Raw genomic sequence first — 24,770 nt, forward strand, 5'->3', positions numbered from 1 at the left:
GAATATAGAAGAAAGAAAAAAGACAATGTTTTTCTCTTTCTTCTATATTCTTGCTTCTACAAAATCTAATCTTCGAATGTCTAATAATCTTTTTGAAACTCCAATTGAATACTTAAAAGGTGTTGGTCCGAGCCGTGGACAACTACTTCGCAAGGAATTGGGCATTCATAAATATGGAGATTTAGTCAATCTTTTTCCAAATCGATATATTGACAGGACGCGTTATTATAAGATTAACGAATTGCAGAATACGGGTTCTGAAGTTCAGATTATAGGCAAAATAATTAACATTAAAACCGTTGAATTTGCTAAAAACAAAAAGCGTCTTGTGGCTTCTTTTGTTGATGACACGGGACAAATTGATTTAAATTGGTTTCAAGGCCATAAATGGATCCGTGAAAGTTTAAAAATCAATGAACCTTTAGTCATTTTTGGAAAATGTTCTCTTTATGGAAGCCAATTCAGTATGGCGCATCCGGAAATCGAATTATTAAGCGAACACGAAAGAAGTTTGCGTTCAGCTATGCAACCTGTTTATCCTTCAACAGAAGCTTTGGCTAATAAAGGCATTTCAAATCGAACGATTAATAAATTAATGGAACAGCTTTTTTTGGAAACACAAGCGTTGTTTACTGAAACTTTTCCGCCATTTTTAATTGAAGAATTAAAGTTGATTCCCAAACGTGCAGCCTTATTTAATATTCATTTTCCGAAAAGTGCCGAAATTTTAGCGAAAGCGCAATTCCGTTTGAAATTTGAAGAATTGTTCTTTATTCAGCTACAATTAATTACTAAAAATCTCATTCGAAAACATAAAATAAAAGGACATCCATTTGATAAAGTTGGCGAACTTTTTAATGAATTTTATAAAAATCACCTTCCTTTTGATTTAACGAATGCTCAAAAAAGAGTAATTAAAGAAATCAGAACCGATATGGGAAGCAATGCGCAAATGAACCGTTTGCTTCAAGGTGATGTGGGTTCTGGAAAAACGATTGTGGCTTTTATGAGCATGCTTTTGGCAATCGACAATGGCTTCCAAGCTTGTTTGATGGCGCCGACGGAAATCTTGGCCAATCAGCATTTTTTAGGTTTATCTGAATTTGCTAAAACATTAAATATCAATATTCGAATATTAACAGGTTCTACCAAAACTTCTGAAAGAAAAATTATTCATGAAGAACTAGAAAGCGGAGAACTTAAAATTTTAATTGGAACTCATGCTTTGCTGGAAGATAAAGTGCAGTTTCAGAATTTAGGTTTGGCGGTAATTGATGAACAACATCGTTTTGGTGTGGAGCAAAGATCTAAATTGTGGAAGAAAAATGATATTCCGCCACACGTTTTAGTGATGACCGCCACTCCTATCCCGAGAACTTTGGCAATGAGTTTATATGGAGATTTGGATATTTCAGTGATTGATGAATTACCGCCAGGAAGAAAACCAATTCAGACTGTACATCGTTATGATACAAATCGTTTGAAAGTATGGAAATTTCTTCGTGACGAAATTGCAAAAGGTAGACAGATTTACATAGTTTATCCGCTGATTCAGGAATCTGAAAAAATGGATTATAAGGATTTGATGGATGGTTACGAAAGTATTTCTCGTGATTTTCCGTTGCCTCAATATTCAATTTCAATTCTTCACGGAAAAATGAAACCAGCTGATAAAGATTCTGAAATGAAGCGTTTCTCTGAAGGAAAAACCAATATTATGGTTGCCACAACTGTAATTGAAGTTGGTGTAAACGTACCAAACGCCAGCGTAATGATTATAGAAAGTGCCGAAAGATTTGGACTTTCGCAATTGCATCAGCTTCGTGGACGTGTAGGTCGTGGCGCCGAACAAAGTTATTGCATCTTAATGACGGGACATAAATTAAGCTCCGACAGCAAAACCAGAATGGAAACTATGGTACAAACCAACGATGGTTTCGAAATTGCCGAAGTAGATTTGAAGCTCCGCGGTCCAGGCGATTTAATGGGAACTCAGCAAAGCGGTGTTTTGAACCTGCAGATTGCAGATATCGTAAAAGATAGAGAGATTTTATCTCTAGCAAGAAATTACGCCATGAAAATCTTAAAAGAAGATTCAGCTCTTCAAAAACCAGAACATGCCATTTTAAGAAACATCTTCATAGAGCTGACTAAGAAAAAGAATATCTGGAATTATATTAGTTAACTAAGATTCTAAGCTTCTAAGTTGCTAAGATACTAAGGTTTATATCTTAGTGTCTTATGCCCAATACTAAAAAAGCTCAAAGATTTTAAGTTTAAAATCTTTGAGCTTTAAAAACTTAGCAACTTAGTAGCTTAGCATCTTAGAAACTTAAAAAAAACTCCATTGCGTCCTATTTATCATTCAGGTGATTTAGTTTTGTTGGGGGACAAATTTAAAGGGGATGAATATTTTGCCGGACACAATGAAGTATATCGTTAATTATTTCTTTTTCACATCATTCTTTTTTTCAAAAAGGCCACCGAATAAACCTTTGCTAATTTTGTTTTTATCGTCTTTACCCGTTGCAATCAGATGATCGATATATTCCATGTACGTTTTCTTTCTTTCTTCTAGAAAACCAACCAAATATTCTTCAGAAGCGTGCATACCGCTGGTTTCTTCAATCTGCAAAAGTTTCTTGTACAAAGGCTCAATAAATTTTACAATAATCTCATTCGGAACAGACTTTCTCGTGCCAAAGAAACCTACAATTTCACCATCTGTATCTGCGACTATTTTAAAATCGGTTACAACCCAGTAGTAACGTCCAGTTTTAGCCATGTTTTTTATAATAACATGAATATTTTCACTTGATTTAATACTGTCCCATAAAAATTTAAAAATAACCTTAGGCATATCCGGATGGCGAACTATATTGTGAGGCTGGCCGACAAGCTCAAATTCATCATAACCAGAAACATCTATAAAGTCTTCGTTGGCATATAAAATGGTTCCTTTTTTATCAGTTTTACTTAGCAGTACTTTATTCTTATTCCAGTCCACTTCTCTATCCGAAGGTGTTGGACGGTGTAATCTGGTATCCATAACTTTTACATTTAAATTAATTTATAATTCAATTCGTATAAAATGAATCCTTAAACCTTAATTTGACTCGATTTCCAAGACAAGCAGAATGTTTCTGATTTTACGAAAAACTGTTTCTAATTCATTTTCAAGCCATTCTGGAATTTCATTATTAACAGCAAGATTAAGCTGTCGAATATCATTCATAATCTGAATTAGCTTTTTATATTGAAAATCAAGATCGTAAACATGTGAACTCGTTCGGTAATTTTTAAAAATTTCTTTTACCTCTATTTCAAAATCAGATTGAATCCCCATTTTTTCAATCGAATCTAATGTTATGCTTTCATTCAAAAAATCTTCAATTATTTTCTTAAGATTATGCAGCGTAGGTACTGCAGTTGGTAAATCATGCTTAAACATACAACTGGTTTAAAAAATATTAATATTGTTTTTTGGATTTGGGTTTTAATTCTAGTTTTAAAAGCTAGTTCCTATTTGTTGTCGACTTTACATGAATATCATTAACTAAATCATCAATTTTTTTGGCACTTTCTCTCATCATTTCAAGGTAACTAAGCAGTTTATCGTTGTCTGTATGTCCTTTTGAAACATCAATAAGCTTTAAAACTGAATTTACAGGAAGTTTCAAGTCTAAAGTTGTTCTATGAATAAAATCATTGTAATCTTTTGTAGCCGACATTGAGCTATATTTTGCAGAAGCCAATTTCATGTTTTCTAATTCATATTCATCTGAAATTTTTGAGATATGATTTTCACTATGCTCTTTAAAATAATACGCCCAATAACCGTTCATGAAAAATACTACGGCAGCCAAAACGGTATGAATAATTAAGGTTTCTAAATCAAAATTTACTTGCGAAAAATAAACCTGAAGTCCGTTAGCATCATTGTAAATATAATTTTGCAGATAAGCCAATCCTGCGTGATGAAGCACAACCAATAAAGTAAGTGGAATTTGAAGTTTCCAGTTCTGATAAATGATCAAAATTGTACTGGCAATAAATACTGTAAAGTGCATTTCGAACATACCATGCATCTGATAAATATACTGTGCCATAAAAATAGCCAGAACAACCGACAGGACATACTGATAAAATTTGGAGTTTTTCATGAAAAATTTCGCCGAGTAATACAACAAAAGATTTAACGTTCCGACGCCTACACCAATTTCGAAAGTATCATATTTAAAAGACAGTCCGATCCCCAAAAGGAAATATACTGCAAGTACATAATTAATAATTGTATCTGATTTTTGTGTCATAGTAGACATAAAACTGTGCAGATAATCTTGTTCGTTTAAGCTAGCTTTTGTTCTCATAGGTTTTAGTTTTTGGGTTTTGGAAATAGTTATTTAGTACATTTTGGTAATGAACATCCGTAAGCTCTAAGAGCTAAAGCATTAAAAGACGGATTATCTTTTCTGCTAAGAAGAGAATCGATCGCCATTTGGGCATAATTGCTTGCGGCATCTGTACAATATCTTGTTTTATTGTAATTGCCTCGATAATACAAATTATGCGATTGATCTAGTAAAACCGCCTGAGGTGTTGAGATAACACCACATTTCTTAGCGATTGATTCATCAAAATAAACAGGAATTTCAGCATGAAACTTTTCCTGGATTTCGTCAATAGTAAAACTTTTCTGTTTGTTTAAGACTACGATTTTAAAATTGACTTTGTCACCGTACTTTTTGATTAAATCGCTAACATGTGGGACATTAAACCGCGAACAAGGGCATTCGGGATTAAAAAAATGTATAAAAATGGGTTTATTATCAAATGCACAGCAAGGACCGAGTTCTATTTTTGAACCCATTGCAATCGCATGATAATTTTTAGGAATTGGTGTTGGAAGACTGTACTGGAATTCATTCTGCCAAAACAGATAACCAATTGAAAGAAGCAAAAATGTAAACCATAAGCTTAGAAGTATTTTTTTCTTCATAAATCATTTTTTTTTATATTATTTAACAACAAACAATAAACACTTGTTAATATAATTATTCATTATATATAATCAAAAACCAAAAAAAACAATTTCCACATACGTATTTTAACACAAAAATCAAACGCAACCGTTAGCTTTTGTGTAAAAAATTTTCATTTTGTTTAACATATCAATGTTACAAATAAAATCGATAAAGTGCAAAAAAAATCAGACAAATTGCATAAAATTTTCTTTCAAAGCAGAGACAGCCTGCGTTTGTAGAATTTTACAAAACATACTTTTGATGAAGTTCATTTATTTTCTTCAAAAAATTTAATCTTTAATTAAACCTTTTTGCCCGCCAACAGTCTAAATGCAAACCTTTGTACATACAAATGTTAAATAAAAGCTAACAGCTTCCGATTTCATAGCAAAAAGTTAAATTTGTAAGCATACTAAAAACACAAACCAAAAATCTATATTCACCTCAATTTTATGAAAGTAAAACATCTCATTTACACCCTTTTAATTATTACAATTGGAGGCTTTATTACCTACAGAATTATTTCTAACAAGGGTAAAAACGAGGACTCTAAAAAATTTAATGACAAAAAATCTCCAACAACTGTTAACGGACTTGTAATAAAAACGGCCACTTTTGACAATAATTTGGCATTATCTGGATCTATCGAAGCTAATGAACAAGTCGAAATTCATAGTGAGGTTTCTGGAATTGTTGAAGGAATATTTTTTAATGAAGGTAGTAATGTAACAAAAGGACAAGTACTTCTTAAAGTAAATGACATTGAACTAAAAGCTCAATTAAGACAAGCTGTAACCAGAGAAGATTTGGCTGCTGAGAATGCAAGAAGAGCTAAATTATTGTTACAGAAAGAAGCAATCAGCCAAGAAGAAGCAGATGTAGCAAAAGCCGACCTTGCTTCTGCTCAGGCTCAAAGTCAATTAATTAGAGCGCAAATTTCAAAAACTTCTGTTAGAGCGCCTTTTTCAGGAAAAATTGGTTTACGTAATATTTCTCCTGGAACTTATATCACACCAACTGTTTTAGTAGCAAAATTGGTCAATACAAGTAAATTAAAAATCACTTTTTCGATTCCAGAAAAATATGCTTCTGAGGTAAAATCGGGATCTGTAATCGATTTTAAAGTTTCCGGATCAGACAAAACATATAATGCAAAAATTTATGCAATTGAACCAGAAGTTGCTGTTGCAACTCGTACACTTCAGATTCGTGCTCTTGCAGATAATATTGATGGTAAACTTTTCCCGGGAACATTTGCAGACATCAAATTGCCTTTAAATATTATTAAAGATGCTATAGTTGTTCCTTCTCAAGCTATTGTACCAATTCAAGATGGTAAAAAAGTATATGTTGCAAATAATGGCCAAGCTAAAGAAGTAATGGTTGATGCAACAACAAGAACAGACTCTTCAATTTTAATTTTAGCAGGATTAAAACCTGGAGACACTTTAATTACAAGCGGTGTTATGTCTTTAAAAGATGAAGCTCCTATTAAAGTTAAAATAAAATAGTTCTAAAGCCAAAAGTTAAAAGTCGAAAGACTTGAATATAGATTTAAAGATAGTAGTCAAGATTTAGCAATAAATCTGAAATCTAAAATCGACAATCTAAAATCTAAAATCACACATGAGTTTATCAACCACAAGTATTAGAAGACCTGTTTTAACCATAGTACTGAATCTATTAATTATATTATTCGGTTTTATTGGTTATACATTTTTAGGCGTTAGGGAGTTCCCTTCTATTGACCCTGCACAGGTATCTATTCGTACCAACTATACTGGTGCCAATGCTGATATTATTGAATCGCAAATCACCGAACCTCTTGAAAAAGCTGTAAATGCAATTGACGGAATTAGAAATATTACATCATCTAGTAATCAAGGAAGCAGCAACATTACCATAGAATTTAATCTGGATAAAGATCTTGAAGAAGCTGCAAACGACGTTCGTGACAAAGTTTCGCAAGCGATTAGAAATCTTCCTCAAGATATCGATGCACCGCCAGTGGTATCAAAAGCAGATGCTGATAGTGATGCTATTATTTCGATGACTGTTCAGAGTGATACTAGGAACTCTTTAGAATTAAGCGATTACGCAGAAAATGTTATTTCTCAACGTCTAGAAACTATTCCGGGTGTTAGTGGCGTGCAGATTTGGGGACAGAAACGTTACGCAATGCGTTTATGGATAGATCCTGTAAAACTTACGGCGTACGGCTGTACAGTTTCTGATGTTCGTACTGCGTTAAATGCACAAAATGTTGAGCTTCCATCAGGAAAATTAACAGGCAACAATACTGAACTTACTGTAAAAACTATCGGAAACCTTTCTAAGGCAGAAGAGTTCAACAACATTATCATTCGAACAGACGGAGATAAGATTGTTCGTTTGAGTGATGTCGGAGGCGCTGAACTAGGTCCAGAAAATATTGAAACAAAATTAAGTCAGTCTGGGTTACCAATGATTGGTTTGGCTATTGTGCCAATGCCTGGAGCAAATTATCTGGATATTTCGAAAGAGTTTTATAAAAAATATGAAGCTTTAAAAAAGGATCTTCCAAAAGATATTAAATTAAATATTGCGCTCGACAATACGATTTTCGTAAAGAAATCGGTATTAGAGGTTGCTGAAACATTAGGAATTTCGGTAATACTGGTAATCATTATTATCTATTTATTCTTTAGAGACTGGGCGATTGCTTTTAGACCATTAATTGATATTCCTGTTTCCTTAATTGCTACATTCTTTATTATGTGGTTATTTGGATTCTCGATCAACGTATTAACTTTATTAGCAATCGTACTGGCAACAGGACTTGTAGTAGATGATGGTATTGTTGTAACCGAAAATATCTTCAAAAAAGTAGAAGAAGGAATGTCGCCAATTGAAGCCGCTATTAAAGGTTCTAACGAGATATTTTATGCCGTAATTTCGATTTCGGTAACATTGGCAGCGGTATTTTTACCAGTAATCTTCCTTGAAGGTTTCGTTGGACGATTATTTAGGGAATTTGGAGTTGTAATTGGTGCCGCGGTATTAATCTCAGCATTCGTTTCGTTGACTTTAACCCCAATGCTGAACGCTTATTTAATGAAAGGCGGAGAACAGAAAAAATCAAAATTCTATATTAAAACAGAGCCATTTTTTGAAAAAATGAACAGCAGTTATGCTGAAGCACTTTCAAAATTTATGGAAAGAAAATGGATCAGCTTCCCTATTCTTATTGCTTGTTTCGGATTGATTTATTTGTTTTTCAATATTCTTCCAAAAGAAACAGCTCCTTATGACGATAGAAGTTCTGTAACAATGCGTATGACCACTCCCGAAGGATCTTCATACGAATATACAGACCGTTTTATGCAAGAAATTTCAAAATTAGTTGATGATTCAATTCCTGAGAAAAAAGTAAGTTTGGTAATTACAGCGCCTGGTTTTGGAGCTTCGGCAACCAATACAGGTTTTATAAGGCTTTCGTTAAAAGAGCCGGATGAAAGAACTGTCTCTCAAAAAGAAATCGCTGATAAATTAACAAAATGGACAAAAAACTATCCAGACGCTAAAACCGCTGTAATTCAACAACCTACAATTGCCGTTAACAGACGTGGAGGTTTACCTATACAATACATTATTCAGGCCCCAAACTTTGATAAGTTGAGAGAAAAAATTCCTGTTTTTATGAATGAAGTAAATAAAAGTGATGTTTTTTCTACGACAGATGTAAACTTGAAATTCAATAAACCTGAAATCAATGTTACAATTGACCGTGAAAAAGCAGAAAGTTTAGGAATTTCTATTTTAGATATTGCGCAAACTTTACAGCTTTCTTTAAGCGGACAACGTTTTGGATATTTCATTAAAAATGGGAAGCAATATCAAGTAATTGGACAGTTTGACCAAAAAGACAGATCTAAACCTCTGGATTTGACTTCTATGTTTGTAAAGAACAGAAAAGGCGAATTGATTCAGATGGATAATGTTGTGAAAGTTTACGAGCAAAGTAATCCTCCTCAATTATTCCACAACAACCGTTATATGTCGGCAACAGTTTCTGCTGGTTTAGCTCCAGGAAAAAGTATCAGCGATGGTATTCAGGAAATGGATAGAATTAAAGCAAAAGTTTTAGATGAAAGTTTTACAACAGATTTAGCTGGTGAATCACGAGATTTCGTAGAGAGTAGTTCTAATACTTCTTTCGCATTCGGATTGGCTTTATTATTAATCTTTTTAATTCTTGCTGCACAGTTTGAAAGTTTTATTGATCCGTTTATCATCATTTTAACGGTTCCAATGGCGGTTGCTGGAGCTTTATTCTCATTGTGGCTATTCAATCAAACATGGAATATTTTCAGCCAAATTGGTACAGTAATGCTAATTGGTCTGGTAACTAAAAACGGTATTTTGATTGTAGAATTTGCCAATCAATTACGAGAACAAGGCAAACCGAAAATGGAAGCTATTTTAGAAGCTTCAGAAGCACGTTTACGTCCAATTTTAATGACGAGCTTAGCCATTGCATTAGGAGCGCTTCCTATTGCGATGTCACTTGGAGCTGCATCTACGAGTAGAATTGGTATGGGAGTTGTAATTGTGGGTGGAACTATCTTTTCATTGGCTTTAACGCTTTTTGTAATTCCTGCCATTTATTTTATGTGGTCTAAAGCAAGAAAACATTATCCTGAGTTTGACCATATTGACGAATACGAAAGAGACAGCATTAAATAGAAACCGAAAATCGATTTTTGGTTAAAGAAAACGAATATGAATATCAAAAAAATATACTGTACAGCACTTATTCTTTTCCTTTGCACTTTCCAGTCAAAGGCACAGGAAGTTCTTACTATTGAACAGGCTATGACTATAGCTCTGGAGAATAATTTTGAAATTAAAATTGCTAAAAATAATTCCAAAATAAACGAAACAAACGTTACAATTGGAAATGCGGGAATGCTGCCTACAGCAACGGCAAATGTTACCGACAACAACAGCATTACAAATTCTACACAAGTAAGACAGGATGGAACATCGACTTCATTAGACAATGCAAAAAACAACAGTTTAACTTATGGCGTAAGTTTAGGGTGGACTGTCTTTGACGGAATGAAAATGTTCGCAAAACTGGATCAGCTGAAAGAACTTCAGAAATTGGGTGACGCAGAACTTAAAAGAACTATTTTAGTCAAAATTGCTCAAGTAAATTCTGCTTATTACGATCTAGTACAAATGCAGCAGCAATTAGCGGCACTAGACACTACAATTGTAATTTCGAACCAACGTTTAACTTTAGCGAAAAATCGTTTCAGCATTGGAAAAGCATCAAAATTGGAGGTTTTAAACGCACAAGTCGATTTGAATTCAGATCAAGTGGCTTTATTGAGACAAAAAGAAGCGTATGCAAATGGTAAAATTTTATTGAATCAACATTTAGCACGCGACCCAAAAATTGACTTCAAAGTTACGGACGAAGTAAAGGTTGATAATAAATTAGTTTTAGCTGATTTAATGGATTTAGCTCAAAAACAAAATCCTGGTTTAGAAGCGCAAATCATCAATAAACGCATTGCCGAATTACAACTGAAACAGGTAAAAGCAGACCGTTACCCTATTTTAAGATTAACTTCTGGATATAATTTTTCTGAAAGCCAATCTAGTTTAGGTTTTACAAGCGAAACTTCGAATAGAGGTTTAAACTATGGTTTTAATGCCTCAATGAACATATTTGATGGTTTCAATCAGCATCGTAATGAAAAAGTAGCCAAATTACAGATCGAAAATTCTCAGATTGCTATAGAACAGCAAAACACTGTTTTAAATACACAGTTAAGCACCGCTTTTCAAACGTATTTAACCAATCTAGAATTAATTGATTTAGAAGAAAACAATGAAACTATTGCAAGACAGAATTTAGAAATTACATTAGATAAATTTAAAATCGGAACCATTACAACACTCGATTTTAGAACTGCTCAGCTAAATTATGTAAACGCAAAAGTACGCTATAGCAATGCGCAATACGAAGCAAAACTATCTGAAATTGCCTTAAAAGAATTAGCGGGAAATATTAATTTTTAATTTTCCTTTTAAAAATCAAATATTATCTGTCGAATCTGCTAAATCTGCGAGCTATTTTTCTCCCGCAGATTTAGCAGATTTTTTTTTAATGTAAGTAAAGGATATATAGTTTTTTAAGAAAAAAATCTGTTTGTAGAATCTCAAAAGATCTATATCTCTCGGCGTCGAATATTTTTTTATTTTACACCCAGCAGAATATTTTTTTAATTTAAATTTGTTTCAAAACAAGCTTCAATGATCACATACAACACCAAAGACTGGTTCACCTTTATTTTTCATTTTCATAAATCGGATACCGTTCGAAAACTGTTTACGATTATGATCGCAATTGGAATATATGCTACCATTGTATGTTATCTTGAGCTTCAATATTTTAAAGTAACCAAAAACGATTATATCCACAACATTCCAATGATGCACGGAATGCTTGGATTCGTTATTTCACTTTTACTTGTTTTTAGAACTAATACCGCTTATGATAGATGGTGGGAAGGCCGTAAACTTTGGGGCGGACTTGTAAATAACAGTCGTAATCTGGCAATAAAGCTTTCGGCAATTTTAAAAGACGAAAATGACAGAAAGTTTTTTAGAAAATACATTCCAATGTATGCTGATATCCTGAATATCCATTTAAAAGATGAAGAAACGAGTAAACAACTTTTTGAAGATGTTGACTTAGAAATTGATCATCACAAACACAAACCGAACCAATTAAAAAGAATAATGTATCATAAAATCAATGATTTGTATGATTCTGGAAAGATAACTGGAGAACAATTAATAATTCTAAATGACGAATTAGTTGCTTTTACAGACATATGCGGCGCATGCGAGCGTATCAAAAACACACCTATTCCCTATTCTTACAGTGCTTTTATAAAGAAATTCATCTTCTTTTATACCATGACGCTTCCGTTTGGATATTCCGTTAGTTTAGGATATTTAGTTGCGCCTGTTGTCGTTTTTATCTTTTATGTTTTGGCAAGTTTAGAGCTTATTGCAGAAGAAATTGAAGATCCGTTTGGAAATGATGAAAATGATCTTCCAACGAGAAAAATCTCTGAAAACATCAAAAAACACGTTGAAGAACTGATTTAATAAAACGTTAAATCTGCCGTTTATATTTTTATTTTCATTAAATTTAAAGTCTTCACCAAAAATTAAATTTAATGAACAATCAACGATTTTTAGTCAATCCGCTCCAATTATCGCAAGAAAAATCATTAAAAACTCTTGTAGAAAACAGAACTATTTACAATTTGAATCATTGTGAATTAAATCTATTTGAGACTTACGAATCGACTCAAAAAGTACCGTTAAAATTTAATGACTTGGTGGTGACCAGTATGCTGAGAGGCAAGAAAATCATGCATCTTTTTGATGATCCTGAATTTGTTTACCTTCCAGGAGAAACAGTTATTGTACCTTCAAATGTAGAAATGAAAATTGATTTTCCTGAAGCTTCAAAAAACAATCCTACACAATGTTTGGCATTAGCGATTGATCAGGATAAAATTGTTGAAATATTAAACTTCTTAAATGAACAATATCCGAAAGAAGGAACAAATATGTATTGGCAGTTGAACTACCAAAACTACTTCTTTTACAATAATGTAGAAATGGCGGCAACAATCAATAAACTCATAAAAGAATGCATGAGTACTTCTGTGGCCAAAGATATTTTTGCAGATTTGACTTTAAAAGAATTATTGATTAGAATTATTCAGACGCAAACAGTTAAATCTATAGACGAAGGAAAATTTCTAGATGCCAATAATCCCATAAAAGAAGTCACAGAATATATCAAACAGAATTTGAAAGAGAATATGAGCTTAAAATCACTAAGCGAAAAAGCCTGTATGAGCACCACTTCTTTCTACCGTTTCTTTAAACGCGAACTCGGAATGAGTCCGATCGAGTACATTTTGAATGAGAAAATAAAATGTGCCAAAAATCTTTTGAAAAATCCAACACTTCAAATTAATGAAGTCTGTTATTTGGCTGGTTTTGAAGACGCCAATTACTTTATCAGACTATTTAAAAAACATGAAGGAATTACACCGAAACAGTATCAGTTACTTTTTATAAATTAGGCACAAAGGTTCAGAGGTACATAGGTTCAAAGTTTTAAAATCTTTGCCCCTTTGTAACTTTGCCTCTTTGAACCTAAAAAAAGGTTACTGGTTCTAAATCCAACTCTTCTTCTGGTGTGAAAATTCTGTATTCGATTTGAAATGTCTTTTTTAAGGGCGTTTCTAATGAAAAGCCTCCTACTCCAAATGCATCAATTACAGTTAAAGTAAAATGCGCATGTTTCCAGTATTCGAATAAATCTTTGTCTACCCAAAATTCTGTATCTTCAATCGTACCGATACAAACATCGCCTGTTCGCTGGTAATAACCGCCTTTTTCAAAACATTGTGGTTGTGTGCCTTCGCAACATCCGCCTGCTTGATAAAACATCAAATCACCGTGCTTTTCTTTTAGAACTTTAATCAGTTCAACTGCTTTTTCTGTGGCATCAATTCGTTTAATCATCACTTTCAAAATTAAAAAAAGCAGCAAATTCAATTAAGAATTTACTGCTTCAACATAAACCAACTATTTATGATTGCGCTATGTCAAGCACAACTCTACCTTCTATTTCACCTTTTTTCATCTTGTCAAAAACATTGTTGATGTCTTCCAATTTTGTAGGTGTTACAGTAGCTTTGACTTTACCGTCAACGGCAAATTCAATCGCTTCTTTCATATCTTTTCTCGTTCCAACAATAGAACCTCTAATGGTGATTCTATTTAAAACGGTATCGAAAATAGACAAATCAAAATTGCCTGGAGGAAGTCCGTTTAATGCCATTGTACCTTTTCTTCTCAATGTTTCAAGCCCTTGTTTGAAAGCAATTGGAGAAACTGCGGTAACCAATGCCCCATGCATTCCACCGACTTCTTTCTTTAAGAATTCTCCAGGATTTTGATTCTTAGCATTGACGACCAAATCGGCGCCTAATTTTTTTGCCAGTTCCAATTTATCGTCTCCAATATCAATTGCAGCCACGTTCATTCCCATAGCTTTTGCATATTGCACAGCAACGTGCCCTAAACCTCCAATACCAGAAATTGCTACCCATTCGCCAGGTTTCACCTCAGTTTCTTTCAATCCTTTGTAAACCGTAACGCCAGCGCATAAAATTGGAGCCATTTCTATAAAATTTACATTAGAAGGTAAAATTCCAACATATCTGGCATCTGCAATAACAAATTCTGCAAATCCGCCATCTACACTGTAACCTCCATTCTGCTGGCTTTCGCATAAAGTTTCCCAGCCTGTAATGCAATGATCGCAGCCTCCGCAAGCGCTATACAGCCAAGGCACACCAACAGCATCTCCTTCTTTTACGTTTTTTACATCTGGCCCTACTGCTGCAACATAGCCAACAGCTTCGTGTCCTGGAATTAAAGGCATTTTAGGTTTAACAGGCCAATCACCTTCTACAGCATGTAAATCGGTGTGGCACACTCCGCTTGCAATTACTTTTACAAGAATTTCATTTCTGCCTGGGCGTTTTACTTCGACTTCTTCAATTTTCAGAAGAGAACCAAATTCTCTAACGACCGCAGCTTTCATTGTTTTTGGAAGCATAATTCTATGGTTTTTAGAGAATAGAAAACTTATTTAGCTTTCTACTCTCAAGTTTATATTCTCTTTAGAAGAATCCTAATTTCTTTTTATCATAAGAAATCAGCATGTTTTTGGTTTGACGATATTGGCTCAACATCATTTTATGGTTTTCACGACCAATTCCAGATTGTTTGTAACCTCCAAACGGAGCACCCGCAGGATAAGAATGGTATTGATTAATCCAAACACGACCTGATTGGATCGCTCTCGGAACTTGATAAATTTCATGCGCATCACGTGTCCAAACTCCTGCGCCTAAGCCATACATGGTATCATTTGCAATTTCGATAGCTTCTTCTGTAGTTTTGAAAGTCGTAACGGCTAAAACAGGCCCGAAAATCTCTTCTTGGAAAATTCTCATTTTGTTATGCCCTTTAAACAATGTTGGTTTAATGTAATAACCGCCTTCTAGCTCGCCTCCAAGTTTATTTTCATCACCTCCAGTCAGCAATTCTGCCCCTTCTTCTTTACCCAATTTGATATAAGACATGATTTTTTCTTTCTGAACAATCGAAGTCTGAGCACCAATCATAGTTGATTTATCTAATGGATTTCCAGCTATAATGGCTTCAGTTCTTTCAATTACTTTTTTGATGAACTTGTCGTAAATATCTTCGTGAATTAATAATCTGGAAGGACAAGTACAGATTTCCCCTTGATTTAAAGCAAATAATACAGCACCTTCTACAGCTTTGTCAAAGAAATCATCATCGTGATCTGCTACAGAAGGGAAGAAAATATTTGGAGATTTACCCCCCAATTCTAATGTTACCGGAATAATATTTTCTGTTGCATACTGCATTACTAAACGCCCTGTAGTAGTAGAACCTGTAAATGCAGCTTTTGATACTTTTTTATTGGTTACTAACGGACGTCCCAATTCGGCTCCAAATCCGTTTACAATATTTAGAACTCCAGGAGGAAGAATATCTCCAATCAATTCCATTAAAACCATAATAGAAATTGGTGTGCTTTCAGCTGGTTTTAAGACAATTGTATTTCCTGCTGCAAGAGCTGGAGCAATTTTCCAGACTGCCATTAAAATCGGGAAATTCCAGGGAATAATCTGTGCCACAACCCCAAGAGGCTCACTTAAAGCGATAGAAACTGTTTGCGAATCTAGTTCTGAAATTGCACTTTCTTCTGCACGAATTACACCTGCAAAATATCTAAAATGGTCAATTGCCAACGGAATATCAGCAGCAATCGTTTCGCGGATTGGTTTTCCGTTGTCTACTGTTTCTACTGCTGCGATATATTCTAAATTATCTTCAATTTTTTGTGCAATCTTATTTAATAAAATACTCCTTTCGGTTACAGAAGTTTTTCCCCAAGTCTTAAATGCTTCATAAGCAGTATCTACAGCCAATTCTAGATCTTCTTTTCCAGAATGTGCTGCTTTTGTAAATACTTTTCCATCAATAGGAGAAACTACATCAAAGTATTCTCCTGTAATTGGTGCTACAAATTTTCCACCAATATAGTTATCGTATTTTGCCTTAAATTCAGGTCTTTTTACTGCGGTACTCATAATATTCTTTTTTTGATTTACTCCAAATTTAGTTTCATAAAAAGAAAAAGAATAGCACTTTTCATTCAACGTGTAGCACAAAAATTACACATTCAATTTTTTTAGACTTTTATAATAATCATTTAGCAAAATTTTAATCTATAAATTGCTAAATAATTAGCAAGCAGCATTTTTCGGTCAATTAAAAACAAGTAGAAAAAACTGCTCAATTTTTTCCTACTCCAACGCGCAATCCTTATATTTGTAACCTCATACAAAGAATTAAAGAACTACAATGAAAATATCTTACAACTGGTTAAAACAATTTATTAAAACAGATTGGACATCTGAACAGACTTCTGAATTACTAACAGATTTAGGTTTAGAGGTTGAAGTTGTCGAAAAATACGAATCAATAAAAGGAGGTTTAGCGGGCGTTGTTGTTGGACACGTTCTAACTTGCGAAAAACATCCTGATGCTGATAGATTGAAAGTTACTACAGTTAATATTGGTTTAGAAGCTCCTGTACAAATTGTATGCGGTGCTGCAAATGTGGCGGCAGGGCAAAAAGTGCCAGTTGCTACAATTGGAACCGTTTTATACGATAAAGAAGGTGTAGAATTCACCATTAAAAAAGGAAAAATTCGCGGACAGGAAAGTCACGGAATGATCTGTGCTGAAGATGAATTAGGTTTAGGAACTAGCCATGACGGAATTATGGTCTTAGCTGAAGATCTGGTTCCTGGAACTCCTGCATCTGAAGTTTTCCAAATTGCAAACGACGAGGTTTTCGAAATCGGATTGACTCCAAACCGTGCTGATGCAATGAGCCATTTTGGAACTGCTCGTGATTTGAGAGCGGGAATGCTGCAACGTGGTGTTAACGTAGAATTGATTACGCCTTCTGTAAGCAATTTTAGAGTGGACATGCGTACGCTTAAAATTGATGTAAATGTTGAAGATTCTCATTTAGCTCCAAGATATTGCGGTGTTACTATTTCTGGAATTTCTGTTCATGAATCTCCAAGTTGGTTGCAAGACCGTTTAAAAGCTATTGGATTAACTCCAAAAAACAATATTGTTGACGTTACTAATTATGTGCTTCATGAATTAGGACAGCCATTACATGCTTTTGATGCTGCCAAAATCAACGGAAAAATTATTGTAAAAACAGTTGAAGAGGGAACTAAATTTGTTACTCTTGACGATGTTGAAAGAACACTTCACAAAGAAGATTTAATGATTTGCGACGAGAAAGGTCCGCTTTGCATTGCTGGAGTTTTTGGAGGTAAAAAATCTGGAGTTTCTGAAGGAACAACCTCAATTTTCTTAGAAAGTGCTTATTTTGATCCAGTAAGCATTCGTAAAACAGCAAAAAGACATCAATTAAGTACAGATGCTTCTTTCAGATTTGAAAGAGGAATTGACCCAACAATTACAGAATATGCTCTAAAACGTGCAGCACTTTTAATTCAAGAAGTTGCCGGTGGAAAAATCACTTCTGATGTTGTAGAGGTATATCCTAAAAAAGTAGAAGATTTCTCTGTTTTATTGAATTTTAGCCACGTATCTAAAATCATCGGACAAGAAATTTCGAAAGATACTATCAAAAAAATCTTGGTTTCTTTAGACATTAAAGTAAACAGCGTTTCTGATACAGGTTTAGGTTTAACAATTCCTGCATATCGTGTAGACGTTCAGCGTGAAATTGATGTAATCGAAGAAATCCTTAGAGTTTACGGCTATAACAACATCAATTTCTCTAAGAAGTTCAATGCTACTGTCGCAAATTCACCAAGAACAGAAGATTACAAAGTGCAAAACGTAATTGCTTCTCAGCTAAATTCTCAAGGATTTCACGAAATGATGGCCAATTCGTTAACAACTGCAGCTTACGCGAAATTATCGACTTCATTGAAAGAAGAACATAATGTTTCAATGTTGAACCCGTTGAGCAGTGATTTAGCAACACTTCGCCAGTCTTTATTGTTTTCTGGCTTAGAAGCGGTTTCATACAATATTAATAGAAAAAATTCGGATTTAAAATTATTCGAATTTGGGAAAACTTATCATAAGTATTTAAACGGATACGAAGAGCACAAACATCTTTCTTTATTAGTTTCTGGAAACAGAAACAAAGAAAGTTGGACAAACCCACAGAAAACAACAGATTTCTTCTTGTTGAAAGGATATGTAAAAGCGATTTTATCTCGTTTAGGAATTGAAAAAATTTCAAACGCGCCTGTTCAATCAGATATTTATTCTGAAGGAACTGCAATTATTTATAATAATGACATTTTGGTTGAAATGGGCGTTATCAAGAAGCCTATTTTGAAGCATTTTGGTATTAAGCAAGATGTTTATTATGCAGATTTCAACTGGGATTTAGTTTTAAAAATCATTACAGGAAAAATTAAATATACTGAAATCCCTAAATATCCAGAAGTTCGCAGAGATTTGGCTTTATTGATTGATGAGAAAACAACTTATGAAAGCATTTTCAATTTGGCTAAACAAACAGAAAAAACGCTTTTAAAAGACGTTAATTTATTTGATGTCTATGAAGGCGATAAATTGCCTGAAGGAAAAAAATCGTATGCTTTGAGTTTTACTATTCAAGACAATACGAAAACTTTAACTGACGCTCAAATCGACAAAATCATGTCTAAATTACAGCAGACATTTGAAACTGAGCTTGGAGCAAGTTTAAGATAAAATCTTTCTAATTTTAGAATAAAAAACCCGACAAGTCTAAGATTTGCCGGGTTTGTTTTTTTGTATCTTTTTTGTTTCAGGTTTCAAGTTTCAAGTTGATATACTTTGAATATAGTTGTACCGCAAAGATTCGCAAAGGTTTTATTCTTAACAATAATTAATCAATTTTTAATTTTTAAGCATATTTCTGATACGCTCTCATTAACTTTTCATCATATTTATTGGTTTTATACGCTGGTCCGTTGTATTTTAAAGCAAACGATGCCCAGTTTTTATTTCGCAGTAATCCGATTAAATTGTTTTTCTCCAAAAATCGTCCGAAAGCTTTAAGATGTTCGCCTTCGTTCTGATTCATTTTGTCTACAAATTCATCAATACTGCTATACCCTATAGAAACCGCATTAAAGCCCATAATTTGAAAAAGTCCCCAAGAAGCCGAACAACTTGCTGCGTCGGCTATTTTTTTGTCTGAGCCGAGCTTTTTTGCCTTTTCTAAGCGTACATATTCAGCTGTTCCACCAACGTAATATTTCTTCGTATAATTTTCAAACAAAATATCCTTTGTATTTGCATTAACTAAAGTCTTCGGATCGATATTTCTTTTCTTCAATTCATTCCAAAAAATATGACCTTCAAACAAGATCTTCGGACGTCCATCAATTAAAAAACCTTTTCCGTTGCTTTCGACTTCGTTTACCGCTTTTACAACAGCAAGTTCTAATTTAAACTGATTCGAAAAATCAATTAAATCCTGTTCAGACAATAATTTATTATTTGTCGACAAACCATTTTTGCTTTTTTCTAAAAGTGTCGACCATGTTTTAAGTCCCACTACTCCATCAACCACAAGATTATTTTTTAACTGAAAATCTTTGATTGCTTTGTCTGTTTCTTTTCCGAAATAATCGGAAACTATTATACTGTATTTTAACTTAGACAAAAGCTCGTTTAAGTAATAAACTTCGGGAGATTTTGTTCCTGCTTTAATAGTTCTCATTATGTTTGTTTTTGGTGATAATTGATGCTTGAAGAAATAAAAGACACCATTTTTTCAAAATAATTAACTTAGCGTAAAATAAGAGTATTATTATTCGTTCATAATAAAACTGAACAATATAAGGATCGTGAATTTAGATATTAATTGCAAAACAATCTAACTAAACTTAAAAACGCATAGTGCGATACAATCTCAAAAAACAAGTATTAAATAACCTATATTTTTGAATGCCTGTTTTATCTTAAAACTGGCGATATAAAATTACTTTTTCATAAAACACTACACAACAGTATTTTAACTCATTTTTTTAAATAATTTTACCTAAACAAAAAAGGGTATATTTCCCCTTGTCAGAATTTTCTGTTTCGAATAATTTTGCCCTGTAAATAACTCAAAAACCTGTTAACTAAACATTTAAACCAATTAACAATAAAAACTATGAAAAATCCACCCGCAAAACCAAGTCAATTAATTTCAAAAGAATTTGCCAGACAATTAAATGTAAATTACAATACTAAAAAAGCTTCTCTTAGAGCTGGGAAAGAAGAAAAAGAAGATGCTAATGCTATTTGGTATTCTCTAGAAGAATTAGAAAATTACATTCATTACATAAAAACCAATGGCGCAAAAGACGGTTACAATGTTGACGGAATCCGTTTTTATTTTGGAGTTTATCCAGATGATGAAAAGCACGGAGAAAAAGCAGGGTTGACTACCTTATTTCTAGTTCCTACAGGCAAAAAAGCTGAAAACAATGCACAAACTCAAAGTTTTGCTTTAATGAGAGAAGCTTCTTCAGACATAGAAAGTCTAGAGCCAATGAATTATGGAAACATAGGAAGACCGCCAAGTTTAATATACTAAAAAAACTATGTTCGAATTTTTAAGATCTTATATCATTTATATGGCTTTATTGTCAGGAACGATTGGTTTGTTTGCACTGCCAAAACTTCCTAGCAATAAAGCTAAATTTTTAGTACTTTTAATCTGGTTTTCTATTGTTATCGAAATTGTAGGCTATTATTTTACCCAATGGACGGGTTTGCTGAATTTTCACGTTTATAATTTCTACATGTTTGCCAGCCTCTCTGCCTATATTTTACTTTTAAGAGCCCTACTTACTAAAAAAGATCACAGAATTTCGGCTGTTCTTTTTTTAATTCTGTTTATTGTTTCCTTTTTTTTAAATATTTTATATTTCAAAGAAGACATAAACCGTTCTTATACCTATAGTTTTGCAATTGGTGTATTATTAGTTTTAATATTATCTTGCCTGTATTTGGTTGAAATTTTTAATTCGGAAAAAATACTGAATTTTAAGAAATCTGTGTTTTTCTGGTATATACTCGGCATACTCGTTTTTCATGTTCCTTTTACACCTTTTATGCTAGCTATCAATTGGTTCCTAATCAAACAAGACGATTCTGTTTTTAGTTTGGTCGTGTTTATTCTAAATTTTCTGGCGCATAGCTGTTTTATAATTGGATTTATATGGAGCGAAAAGAAATACAATTATTAGTTATTTCCTTGGGTATTGTTTTCTTTACCTTGATCGTTATTTTGCTTGTTATTTTCTTCTATTTTCTAAAAAAGAAAAATAAATTTTTAGTAGAAAAAATGGAAGCCGATTTGTATTTCCAGTCCGAATTGGTCAAAACAAGGATTGAAATAAAAGACCAGACTTTATCTGAAATCAGTAAGGAACTGCATGACAATATTGGACAAATTATTTCTGTTGCTATTATGCAGCTTAATATCTGTATTAGCAGCAAGGATGTTCAAATGAATGAACTTAAAGATTTAAAAACACTTCTAGCAAAATCTTTAGATGAACTAAGAATTCTTTCGAGAATTATAAACAAAGACAATCTTCTTCAAAACAACTTTCTAGAAGCTATTCAGCAAGATTTAGAAAGGATTAAAAAACTCAAAAAGATTAAATTTAATTTTAACCAAATTGGAATAGTTCCAACAATAAATAAAGAGCACGAACTCATTATTTATAGAATTTTCCAAGAAGCGCTTCACAACAGTTTAAAACATTCCAGAAGCGATTTGTTTGACGTACATATCGAAACCACTGATTCTCTTTTTATATTGAAACTAAAAGACTTCGGAATTGGATATGACCTCGAAAAGTCAAATTCAGGAATCGGATTAAATAATATGAAATTAAGAGCCAAACTTATTGGCGCTGAATTAATTCTAAATTCAGACAGCACCGGAACCAGTGTAACCATCGAATATCCTTTAACCCAAAGCCATGAAGACTAACTCTAAAAGAAAAATAATAATTGTTGACGATCATTTGCTTTTTTCTCAGTCTCTTGAACTGCTGATTAAAAGTTTTGGCGATTATGAAGTTATAGAACGTTTTGAAAACGGAAAAGTTTTTATAGATTATCTGGAAGAAAATAATTCTACTGAAATCGATCTTATTTTATTGGATGTCAATATGCCTGTTCTTGACGGATTAAGTACCATGCAATGGCTCAAAGACAACAGATCTGATATAAAAGTAATTGCTTTGTCTGTAAATGACGACGAAGAAATCATCATTAAGATGATTACAAACGGAGCAAAAGGTTATCTGCTGAAAGATACTTCTCCTGAGATTTTTAAAGAAGCTATTGAATGCGTCATCGAAAAGGGTTTTTATTTTACTGAACTTGTTTCTGGAATGTTGATTAATAAAGTGAACAGCGATAACAAAAAGATATGTCTAAAAGAAAAAGAGATTGTTTTTATTAAACATGCCTGCACTGAAATGACATATAAAGAAATCGCATCAGAAATGTGTTTAAGCCCCAAAACCATTGACGGTTACAGAGAATCGCTTTTTGACAAACTGGAAATAAAAACTCGAATCGGACTAGTGCTTTATGCCATAAAGCATAAAATTGTTTTTGTTTAGTCTAATAGGTTAGTGCCGCAAAAACAGGGTATTCCTTTATTTTTTCTCTTCCGTTAAGGAAAGTCAGTTCCATTAAGAAGTTACATTGTACAATTTCGCCTCCTAATTTCTCTACCAATTCGCAAACTGCTTTTGCAGTTCCTCCAGTAGCCAATACATCATCATGAATCAAAACACGATCTCCTTTTTTAATGGCATCTATGTGCATTTCTAAGCTATCAGTTCCATATTCTAACTCATAAGAAGCTGAAATTGTATCAAAGGGAAGCTTTTTTGGTTTCCTTACTGGAACAAATCCAGCGTTTAATTCTTGAGCCAATAACATTCCGAAGAAAAAACCGCGTGATTCTGCACCGACAACCTTATCTATTTTTTGGTTTTCTAAAGAGTTTACCAAAATTCTTAAGCAATTTGTTCGGGCTTCAGGGGTAATTAGCAAAGGTGTGATATCTTTAAACAAAATTCCTTCTTTTGGAAAACCCTGAATATCACGTATATAATTTTCAATCATCATTTTTTTTTAATTTTCTGTTATTTTTCGCTTGTATATGTCACTTTTATGTCTATCTTTGCACCCGCAATAAGCAATCAACAAAGCTACAAAAAATTAGCTAATTGATAACAAAAAAGGCCTCGTGGCGCAACTGAATAGCGCATCTGATTACGGCTCAGAAGGTTACTGGTTTGAATCCAGTCGAGGTCACTCTTAAAAAAACGTTAAAACATCGGTTTTAGCGTTTTTTTTATGCCTTTTTTATACAATTTAACCTACTATAACCTATAAATATGGATGGTTTTTAAATCCTGTACAGTTAACTCTACAGAATACAAACCACTCACAGAATACCGTAAACATTAGCCTAAAAAGATTCCAGTTATCTTTATATTAACAATAATTTAAGATTATGGAAGTCGAACAAGAAAAATACAAAGGAAAAAACACACCTCAAAAAGCTTTAAAAATCTTTAATGATGAACTAAAGATCAATACCATTAAATCAGAAATTAATAGTATAATCTAAAGAAATTTATTTTTTGTGGAATTAAAAAATGACCTGAAACTGAAGGATTGCCTGCCAATTTCCAATCAAGTCAGGTCGAACTATATTATAGAAAGCTTGAGCACCCGCAGAATAAAAAAGTTTACTTTTTGTTCCTATTTGAAATGTTTTTCCTGGGCCTCCCCCAATGGGAACCAACCATTTATTTTCATTTGATGCCAACCAATTGACTTCGACAGTAGCATTACTTTCAATAAACCATCCTTTAGAAAAATTATAGTAAGCAATGTATTGAATGCTTCCGGAGTTTACTTTGTTTACTTCATCTCCTCCTAGCGACCAATAATTTTGAGCTACAATTCCGCCTGAAAATTTATCTCCGGCTAAATACAATAAAGCAGTTGGTCCAATACTTAATTGATTACTTCCTAAAGCTGCATTTGTTCGCGTTGGTATCTGCATTGCAGGCCCAACACCCCAACTGAATTTTCCTTTTTTTTGAATACTCGAAAAATAGCCGTTGAACAATATATTTCCCATTCCCCCTTCATGTGTACCGCCGGGAGTAAGTGGCGGTACAGATTGAAAAGGAATAATAGTATATGTAATCAATTTTAGATTGCTTCCTAGTTTAAAAGGATAAACAGGCTGTATCGAAAAAGAACTTGCTGTGCCATCTGCAACGGGCAGCAAAACTTCCTGAAGAAAAACACTTCGTAAACCGCTTACGGGATCTTGTCTTTTTTTGCTCATTTCTTCTATAGAGGTTTTCTCGGGTTCATCAGTTTGACCAAAAACCGAAAGTGAAATACAACAAAATAAAATACCTAAGATACCCTGTTTAGCATTCATAAAAT

The 24,770-nt window shown here is 33.4% G+C and carries 21 protein-coding genes and 1 tRNA gene; 12 read left to right on the forward strand and 10 right to left on the reverse strand.

Annotated elements, in window-relative coordinates; translation table 11 throughout:
- Window positions 1–76 precede the first annotated feature (76 nt).
- Entirely contained in the window at window positions 77–2,185 is a 2,109-nt protein-coding gene (gene recG, locus ABXT06_RS04945; protein WP_354589738.1) for an ATP-dependent DNA helicase RecG, read from the forward strand.
- A 258-nt stretch (window positions 2,186–2,443) separates the two neighbouring features.
- Here recG and ABXT06_RS04950 read toward each other — a convergent pair whose 3' ends face one another.
- The 4 genes from ABXT06_RS04950 to ABXT06_RS04965 form a co-directional block, all read right to left on the reverse strand.
- Complete coding sequence (locus ABXT06_RS04950) at window positions 2,444–3,049, reverse strand: PAS domain-containing protein (RefSeq protein WP_354589739.1); 606 nt, start codon at window positions 3,047–3,049, stop codon at window positions 2,444–2,446.
- A gap of 57 nt (window positions 3,050–3,106) precedes the next feature.
- Window positions 3,107–3,451 (reverse strand): hypothetical protein, encoded by a 345-nt coding sequence (locus tag ABXT06_RS04955; RefSeq protein ID WP_354589740.1) that lies wholly within the window; start codon window positions 3,449–3,451, stop codon window positions 3,107–3,109.
- 64 nt (window positions 3,452–3,515) lie between these two features.
- Entirely contained in the window at window positions 3,516–4,370 is an 855-nt protein-coding gene (locus ABXT06_RS04960) for a histidine kinase (RefSeq protein WP_354589741.1), read from the reverse strand.
- A gap of 29 nt (window positions 4,371–4,399) precedes the next feature.
- Window positions 4,400–4,999, reverse strand: a complete 600-nt coding sequence (locus ABXT06_RS04965; RefSeq protein ID WP_354589742.1) for a DUF6436 domain-containing protein — start codon at window positions 4,997–4,999, stop codon at window positions 4,400–4,402.
- 477 nt (window positions 5,000–5,476) lie between these two features.
- On the opposite strand from ABXT06_RS04965, the gene ABXT06_RS04970 reads away from it, so the two are divergent.
- The 5 genes from ABXT06_RS04970 (at window position 5,477) to ABXT06_RS04990 (ending at window position 13,189) form a co-directional block, all read left to right on the forward strand.
- Window positions 5,477–6,535 (forward strand): efflux RND transporter periplasmic adaptor subunit, encoded by a 1,059-nt coding sequence (locus ABXT06_RS04970; protein WP_354589743.1) that lies wholly within the window; start codon window positions 5,477–5,479, stop codon window positions 6,533–6,535.
- A gap of 115 nt (window positions 6,536–6,650) precedes the next feature.
- A complete protein-coding gene (locus ABXT06_RS04975; protein WP_354589744.1) occupies window positions 6,651–9,749 on the forward strand; it encodes an efflux RND transporter permease subunit in 3,099 nt (1,032 codons plus the stop codon).
- Window positions 9,750–9,785: 36 nt separating this feature from the next.
- Window positions 9,786–11,096 carry a TolC family protein gene (locus ABXT06_RS04980; RefSeq protein ID WP_354589745.1) on the forward strand — a complete coding sequence of 437 codons (1,311 nt, stop codon included), beginning with the start codon at window positions 9,786–9,788 and terminating at the stop codon, window positions 11,094–11,096.
- Window positions 11,097–11,330: 234 nt separating this feature from the next.
- Window positions 11,331–12,194 carry a bestrophin family protein gene (locus ABXT06_RS04985; protein ID WP_354589746.1) on the forward strand — a complete coding sequence of 288 codons (864 nt, stop codon included), beginning with the start codon at window positions 11,331–11,333 and terminating at the stop codon, window positions 12,192–12,194.
- Window positions 12,195–12,265: 71 nt separating this feature from the next.
- Complete coding sequence (locus tag ABXT06_RS04990; protein ID WP_354589747.1) at window positions 12,266–13,189, forward strand: AraC family transcriptional regulator; 924 nt, start codon at window positions 12,266–12,268, stop codon at window positions 13,187–13,189.
- Window positions 13,190–13,262: 73 nt separating this feature from the next.
- On the opposite strand, the gene ABXT06_RS04995 is transcribed toward ABXT06_RS04990, so the two are convergent.
- The 3 genes from ABXT06_RS04995 to ABXT06_RS05005 form a co-directional block, all read right to left on the reverse strand.
- Window positions 13,263–13,634 carry a DUF779 domain-containing protein gene (locus ABXT06_RS04995; protein WP_354589748.1) on the reverse strand — a complete coding sequence of 124 codons (372 nt, stop codon included), beginning with the start codon at window positions 13,632–13,634 and terminating at the stop codon, window positions 13,263–13,265.
- A 67-nt stretch (window positions 13,635–13,701) separates the two neighbouring features.
- The gene (gene adhP / locus ABXT06_RS05000; protein WP_343706419.1) at window positions 13,702–14,736 is read right to left on the reverse strand and encodes an alcohol dehydrogenase AdhP; all 1,035 of its coding nucleotides are present in this window, start codon (window positions 14,734–14,736) and stop codon (window positions 13,702–13,704) included.
- Window positions 14,737–14,800: 64 nt separating this feature from the next.
- Window positions 14,801–16,306, reverse strand: coding sequence for an aldehyde dehydrogenase family protein (locus ABXT06_RS05005; RefSeq protein WP_354589749.1), 1,506 nt, complete (start codon window positions 16,304–16,306; stop codon window positions 14,801–14,803).
- 274 nt (window positions 16,307–16,580) lie between these two features.
- Between ABXT06_RS05005 and pheT the strand changes: the two genes are divergently transcribed.
- Window positions 16,581–19,001: a phenylalanine--tRNA ligase subunit beta gene (gene pheT, locus ABXT06_RS05010; RefSeq protein ID WP_354589750.1), complete on the forward strand. Its 2,421-nt coding sequence runs from the start codon at window positions 16,581–16,583 to the stop codon at window positions 18,999–19,001.
- Between the two features lie 175 nt (window positions 19,002–19,176).
- On the opposite strand, the gene ABXT06_RS05015 is transcribed toward pheT, so the two are convergent.
- Window positions 19,177–19,998 (reverse strand): N-acetylmuramidase domain-containing protein, encoded by an 822-nt coding sequence (locus tag ABXT06_RS05015; protein ID WP_354589751.1) that lies wholly within the window; start codon window positions 19,996–19,998, stop codon window positions 19,177–19,179.
- A 438-nt stretch (window positions 19,999–20,436) separates the two neighbouring features.
- Here ABXT06_RS05015 and ABXT06_RS05020 point away from each other — a divergent pair, with 438 nt between their 5' ends.
- Genes ABXT06_RS05020 through ABXT06_RS05035 form a run of 4 tightly spaced genes read left to right on the forward strand, consistent with a single transcriptional unit; the run spans window position 20,437 to window position 22,912 of the window.
- Entirely contained in the window at window positions 20,437–20,862 is a 426-nt protein-coding gene (locus ABXT06_RS05020) for a hypothetical protein (protein ID WP_354589752.1), read from the forward strand.
- 7 nt (window positions 20,863–20,869) lie between these two features.
- Window positions 20,870–21,517 carry a hypothetical protein gene (locus tag ABXT06_RS05025; protein ID WP_354589753.1) on the forward strand — a complete coding sequence of 216 codons (648 nt, stop codon included), beginning with the start codon at window positions 20,870–20,872 and terminating at the stop codon, window positions 21,515–21,517.
- A complete protein-coding gene (locus ABXT06_RS05030) occupies window positions 21,490–22,272 on the forward strand; it encodes a sensor histidine kinase (RefSeq protein ID WP_354589754.1) in 783 nt (260 codons plus the stop codon). The genes ABXT06_RS05025 and ABXT06_RS05030 overlap by 28 nt, the downstream gene beginning before the upstream one ends.
- Entirely contained in the window at window positions 22,262–22,912 is a 651-nt protein-coding gene (locus tag ABXT06_RS05035; protein ID WP_354589755.1) for a response regulator transcription factor, read from the forward strand. The genes ABXT06_RS05030 and ABXT06_RS05035 overlap by 11 nt, the downstream gene beginning before the upstream one ends.
- A gap of 1 nt (window position 22,913) precedes the next feature.
- Here ABXT06_RS05035 and ABXT06_RS05040 read toward each other — a convergent pair whose 3' ends face one another.
- Window positions 22,914–23,426 (reverse strand): adenine phosphoribosyltransferase, encoded by a 513-nt coding sequence (locus ABXT06_RS05040; RefSeq protein WP_354589756.1) that lies wholly within the window; start codon window positions 23,424–23,426, stop codon window positions 22,914–22,916.
- 115 nt (window positions 23,427–23,541) lie between these two features.
- Here ABXT06_RS05040 and ABXT06_RS05045 point away from each other — a divergent pair.
- Window positions 23,542–23,615, forward strand: a tRNA-Arg gene (locus ABXT06_RS05045).
- 340 nt (window positions 23,616–23,955) lie between these two features.
- Here the strand turns inward: ABXT06_RS05045 and ABXT06_RS05050 are convergent.
- Window positions 23,956–24,765 carry a transporter family protein gene (locus ABXT06_RS05050; RefSeq protein WP_354589757.1) on the reverse strand — a complete coding sequence of 270 codons (810 nt, stop codon included), beginning with the start codon at window positions 24,763–24,765 and terminating at the stop codon, window positions 23,956–23,958.
- Window positions 24,766–24,770 lie beyond the last annotated feature (5 nt).

This window comes from Flavobacterium sp. UW10123 (assembly GCF_040538975.1).
Taxonomy (GTDB): domain Bacteria; phylum Bacteroidota; class Bacteroidia; order Flavobacteriales; family Flavobacteriaceae; genus Flavobacterium.

Excerpts from the sequence above, each read along its gene's own strand:
- pheT (WP_354589750.1), top strand. The coding sequence starts at position 16,581 with ATGAAAATATCTTACAACTGGTTAAAACAATTTATTAAAACAGATTGG.
- ABXT06_RS04995 (WP_354589748.1), bottom strand. The coding sequence starts at position 13,634 with ATGATTAAACGAATTGATGCCACAGAAAAAGCAGTTGAACTGATTAAA.
- recG (WP_354589738.1), top strand. The coding sequence starts at position 77 with ATGTCTAATAATCTTTTTGAAACTCCAATTGAATACTTAAAAGGTGTT.
- ABXT06_RS05005 (WP_354589749.1), bottom strand. The coding sequence starts at position 16,306 with ATGAGTACCGCAGTAAAAAGACCTGAATTTAAGGCAAAATACGATAAC.
- adhP (WP_343706419.1), bottom strand. The coding sequence starts at position 14,736 with ATGCTTCCAAAAACAATGAAAGCTGCGGTCGTTAGAGAATTTGGTTCT.
- ABXT06_RS04960 (WP_354589741.1), bottom strand. The coding sequence starts at position 4,370 with ATGAGAACAAAAGCTAGCTTAAACGAACAAGATTATCTGCACAGTTTT.
- ABXT06_RS04990 (WP_354589747.1), top strand. The coding sequence starts at position 12,266 with ATGAACAATCAACGATTTTTAGTCAATCCGCTCCAATTATCGCAAGAA.
- ABXT06_RS05025 (WP_354589753.1), top strand. The coding sequence starts at position 20,870 with ATGTTCGAATTTTTAAGATCTTATATCATTTATATGGCTTTATTGTCA.
- ABXT06_RS04970 (WP_354589743.1), top strand. The coding sequence starts at position 5,477 with ATGAAAGTAAAACATCTCATTTACACCCTTTTAATTATTACAATTGGA.
- ABXT06_RS04965 (WP_354589742.1), bottom strand. The coding sequence starts at position 4,999 with ATGAAGAAAAAAATACTTCTAAGCTTATGGTTTACATTTTTGCTTCTT.
- ABXT06_RS05015 (WP_354589751.1), bottom strand. The coding sequence starts at position 19,998 with ATGAGAACTATTAAAGCAGGAACAAAATCTCCCGAAGTTTATTACTTA.
- ABXT06_RS05040 (WP_354589756.1), bottom strand. The coding sequence starts at position 23,426 with ATGATGATTGAAAATTATATACGTGATATTCAGGGTTTTCCAAAAGAA.
- ABXT06_RS04980 (WP_354589745.1), top strand. The coding sequence starts at position 9,786 with ATGAATATCAAAAAAATATACTGTACAGCACTTATTCTTTTCCTTTGC.
- ABXT06_RS05020 (WP_354589752.1), top strand. The coding sequence starts at position 20,437 with ATGAAAAATCCACCCGCAAAACCAAGTCAATTAATTTCAAAAGAATTT.
- ABXT06_RS04955 (WP_354589740.1), bottom strand. The coding sequence starts at position 3,451 with ATGTTTAAGCATGATTTACCAACTGCAGTACCTACGCTGCATAATCTT.
- ABXT06_RS04985 (WP_354589746.1), top strand. The coding sequence starts at position 11,331 with ATGATCACATACAACACCAAAGACTGGTTCACCTTTATTTTTCATTTT.
- ABXT06_RS05035 (WP_354589755.1), top strand. The coding sequence starts at position 22,262 with ATGAAGACTAACTCTAAAAGAAAAATAATAATTGTTGACGATCATTTG.
- ABXT06_RS04950 (WP_354589739.1), bottom strand. The coding sequence starts at position 3,049 with ATGGATACCAGATTACACCGTCCAACACCTTCGGATAGAGAAGTGGAC.
- ABXT06_RS04975 (WP_354589744.1), top strand. The coding sequence starts at position 6,651 with ATGAGTTTATCAACCACAAGTATTAGAAGACCTGTTTTAACCATAGTA.
- ABXT06_RS05050 (WP_354589757.1), bottom strand. The coding sequence starts at position 24,765 with ATGAATGCTAAACAGGGTATCTTAGGTATTTTATTTTGTTGTATTTCA.
- ABXT06_RS05030 (WP_354589754.1), top strand. The coding sequence starts at position 21,490 with ATGGAGCGAAAAGAAATACAATTATTAGTTATTTCCTTGGGTATTGTT.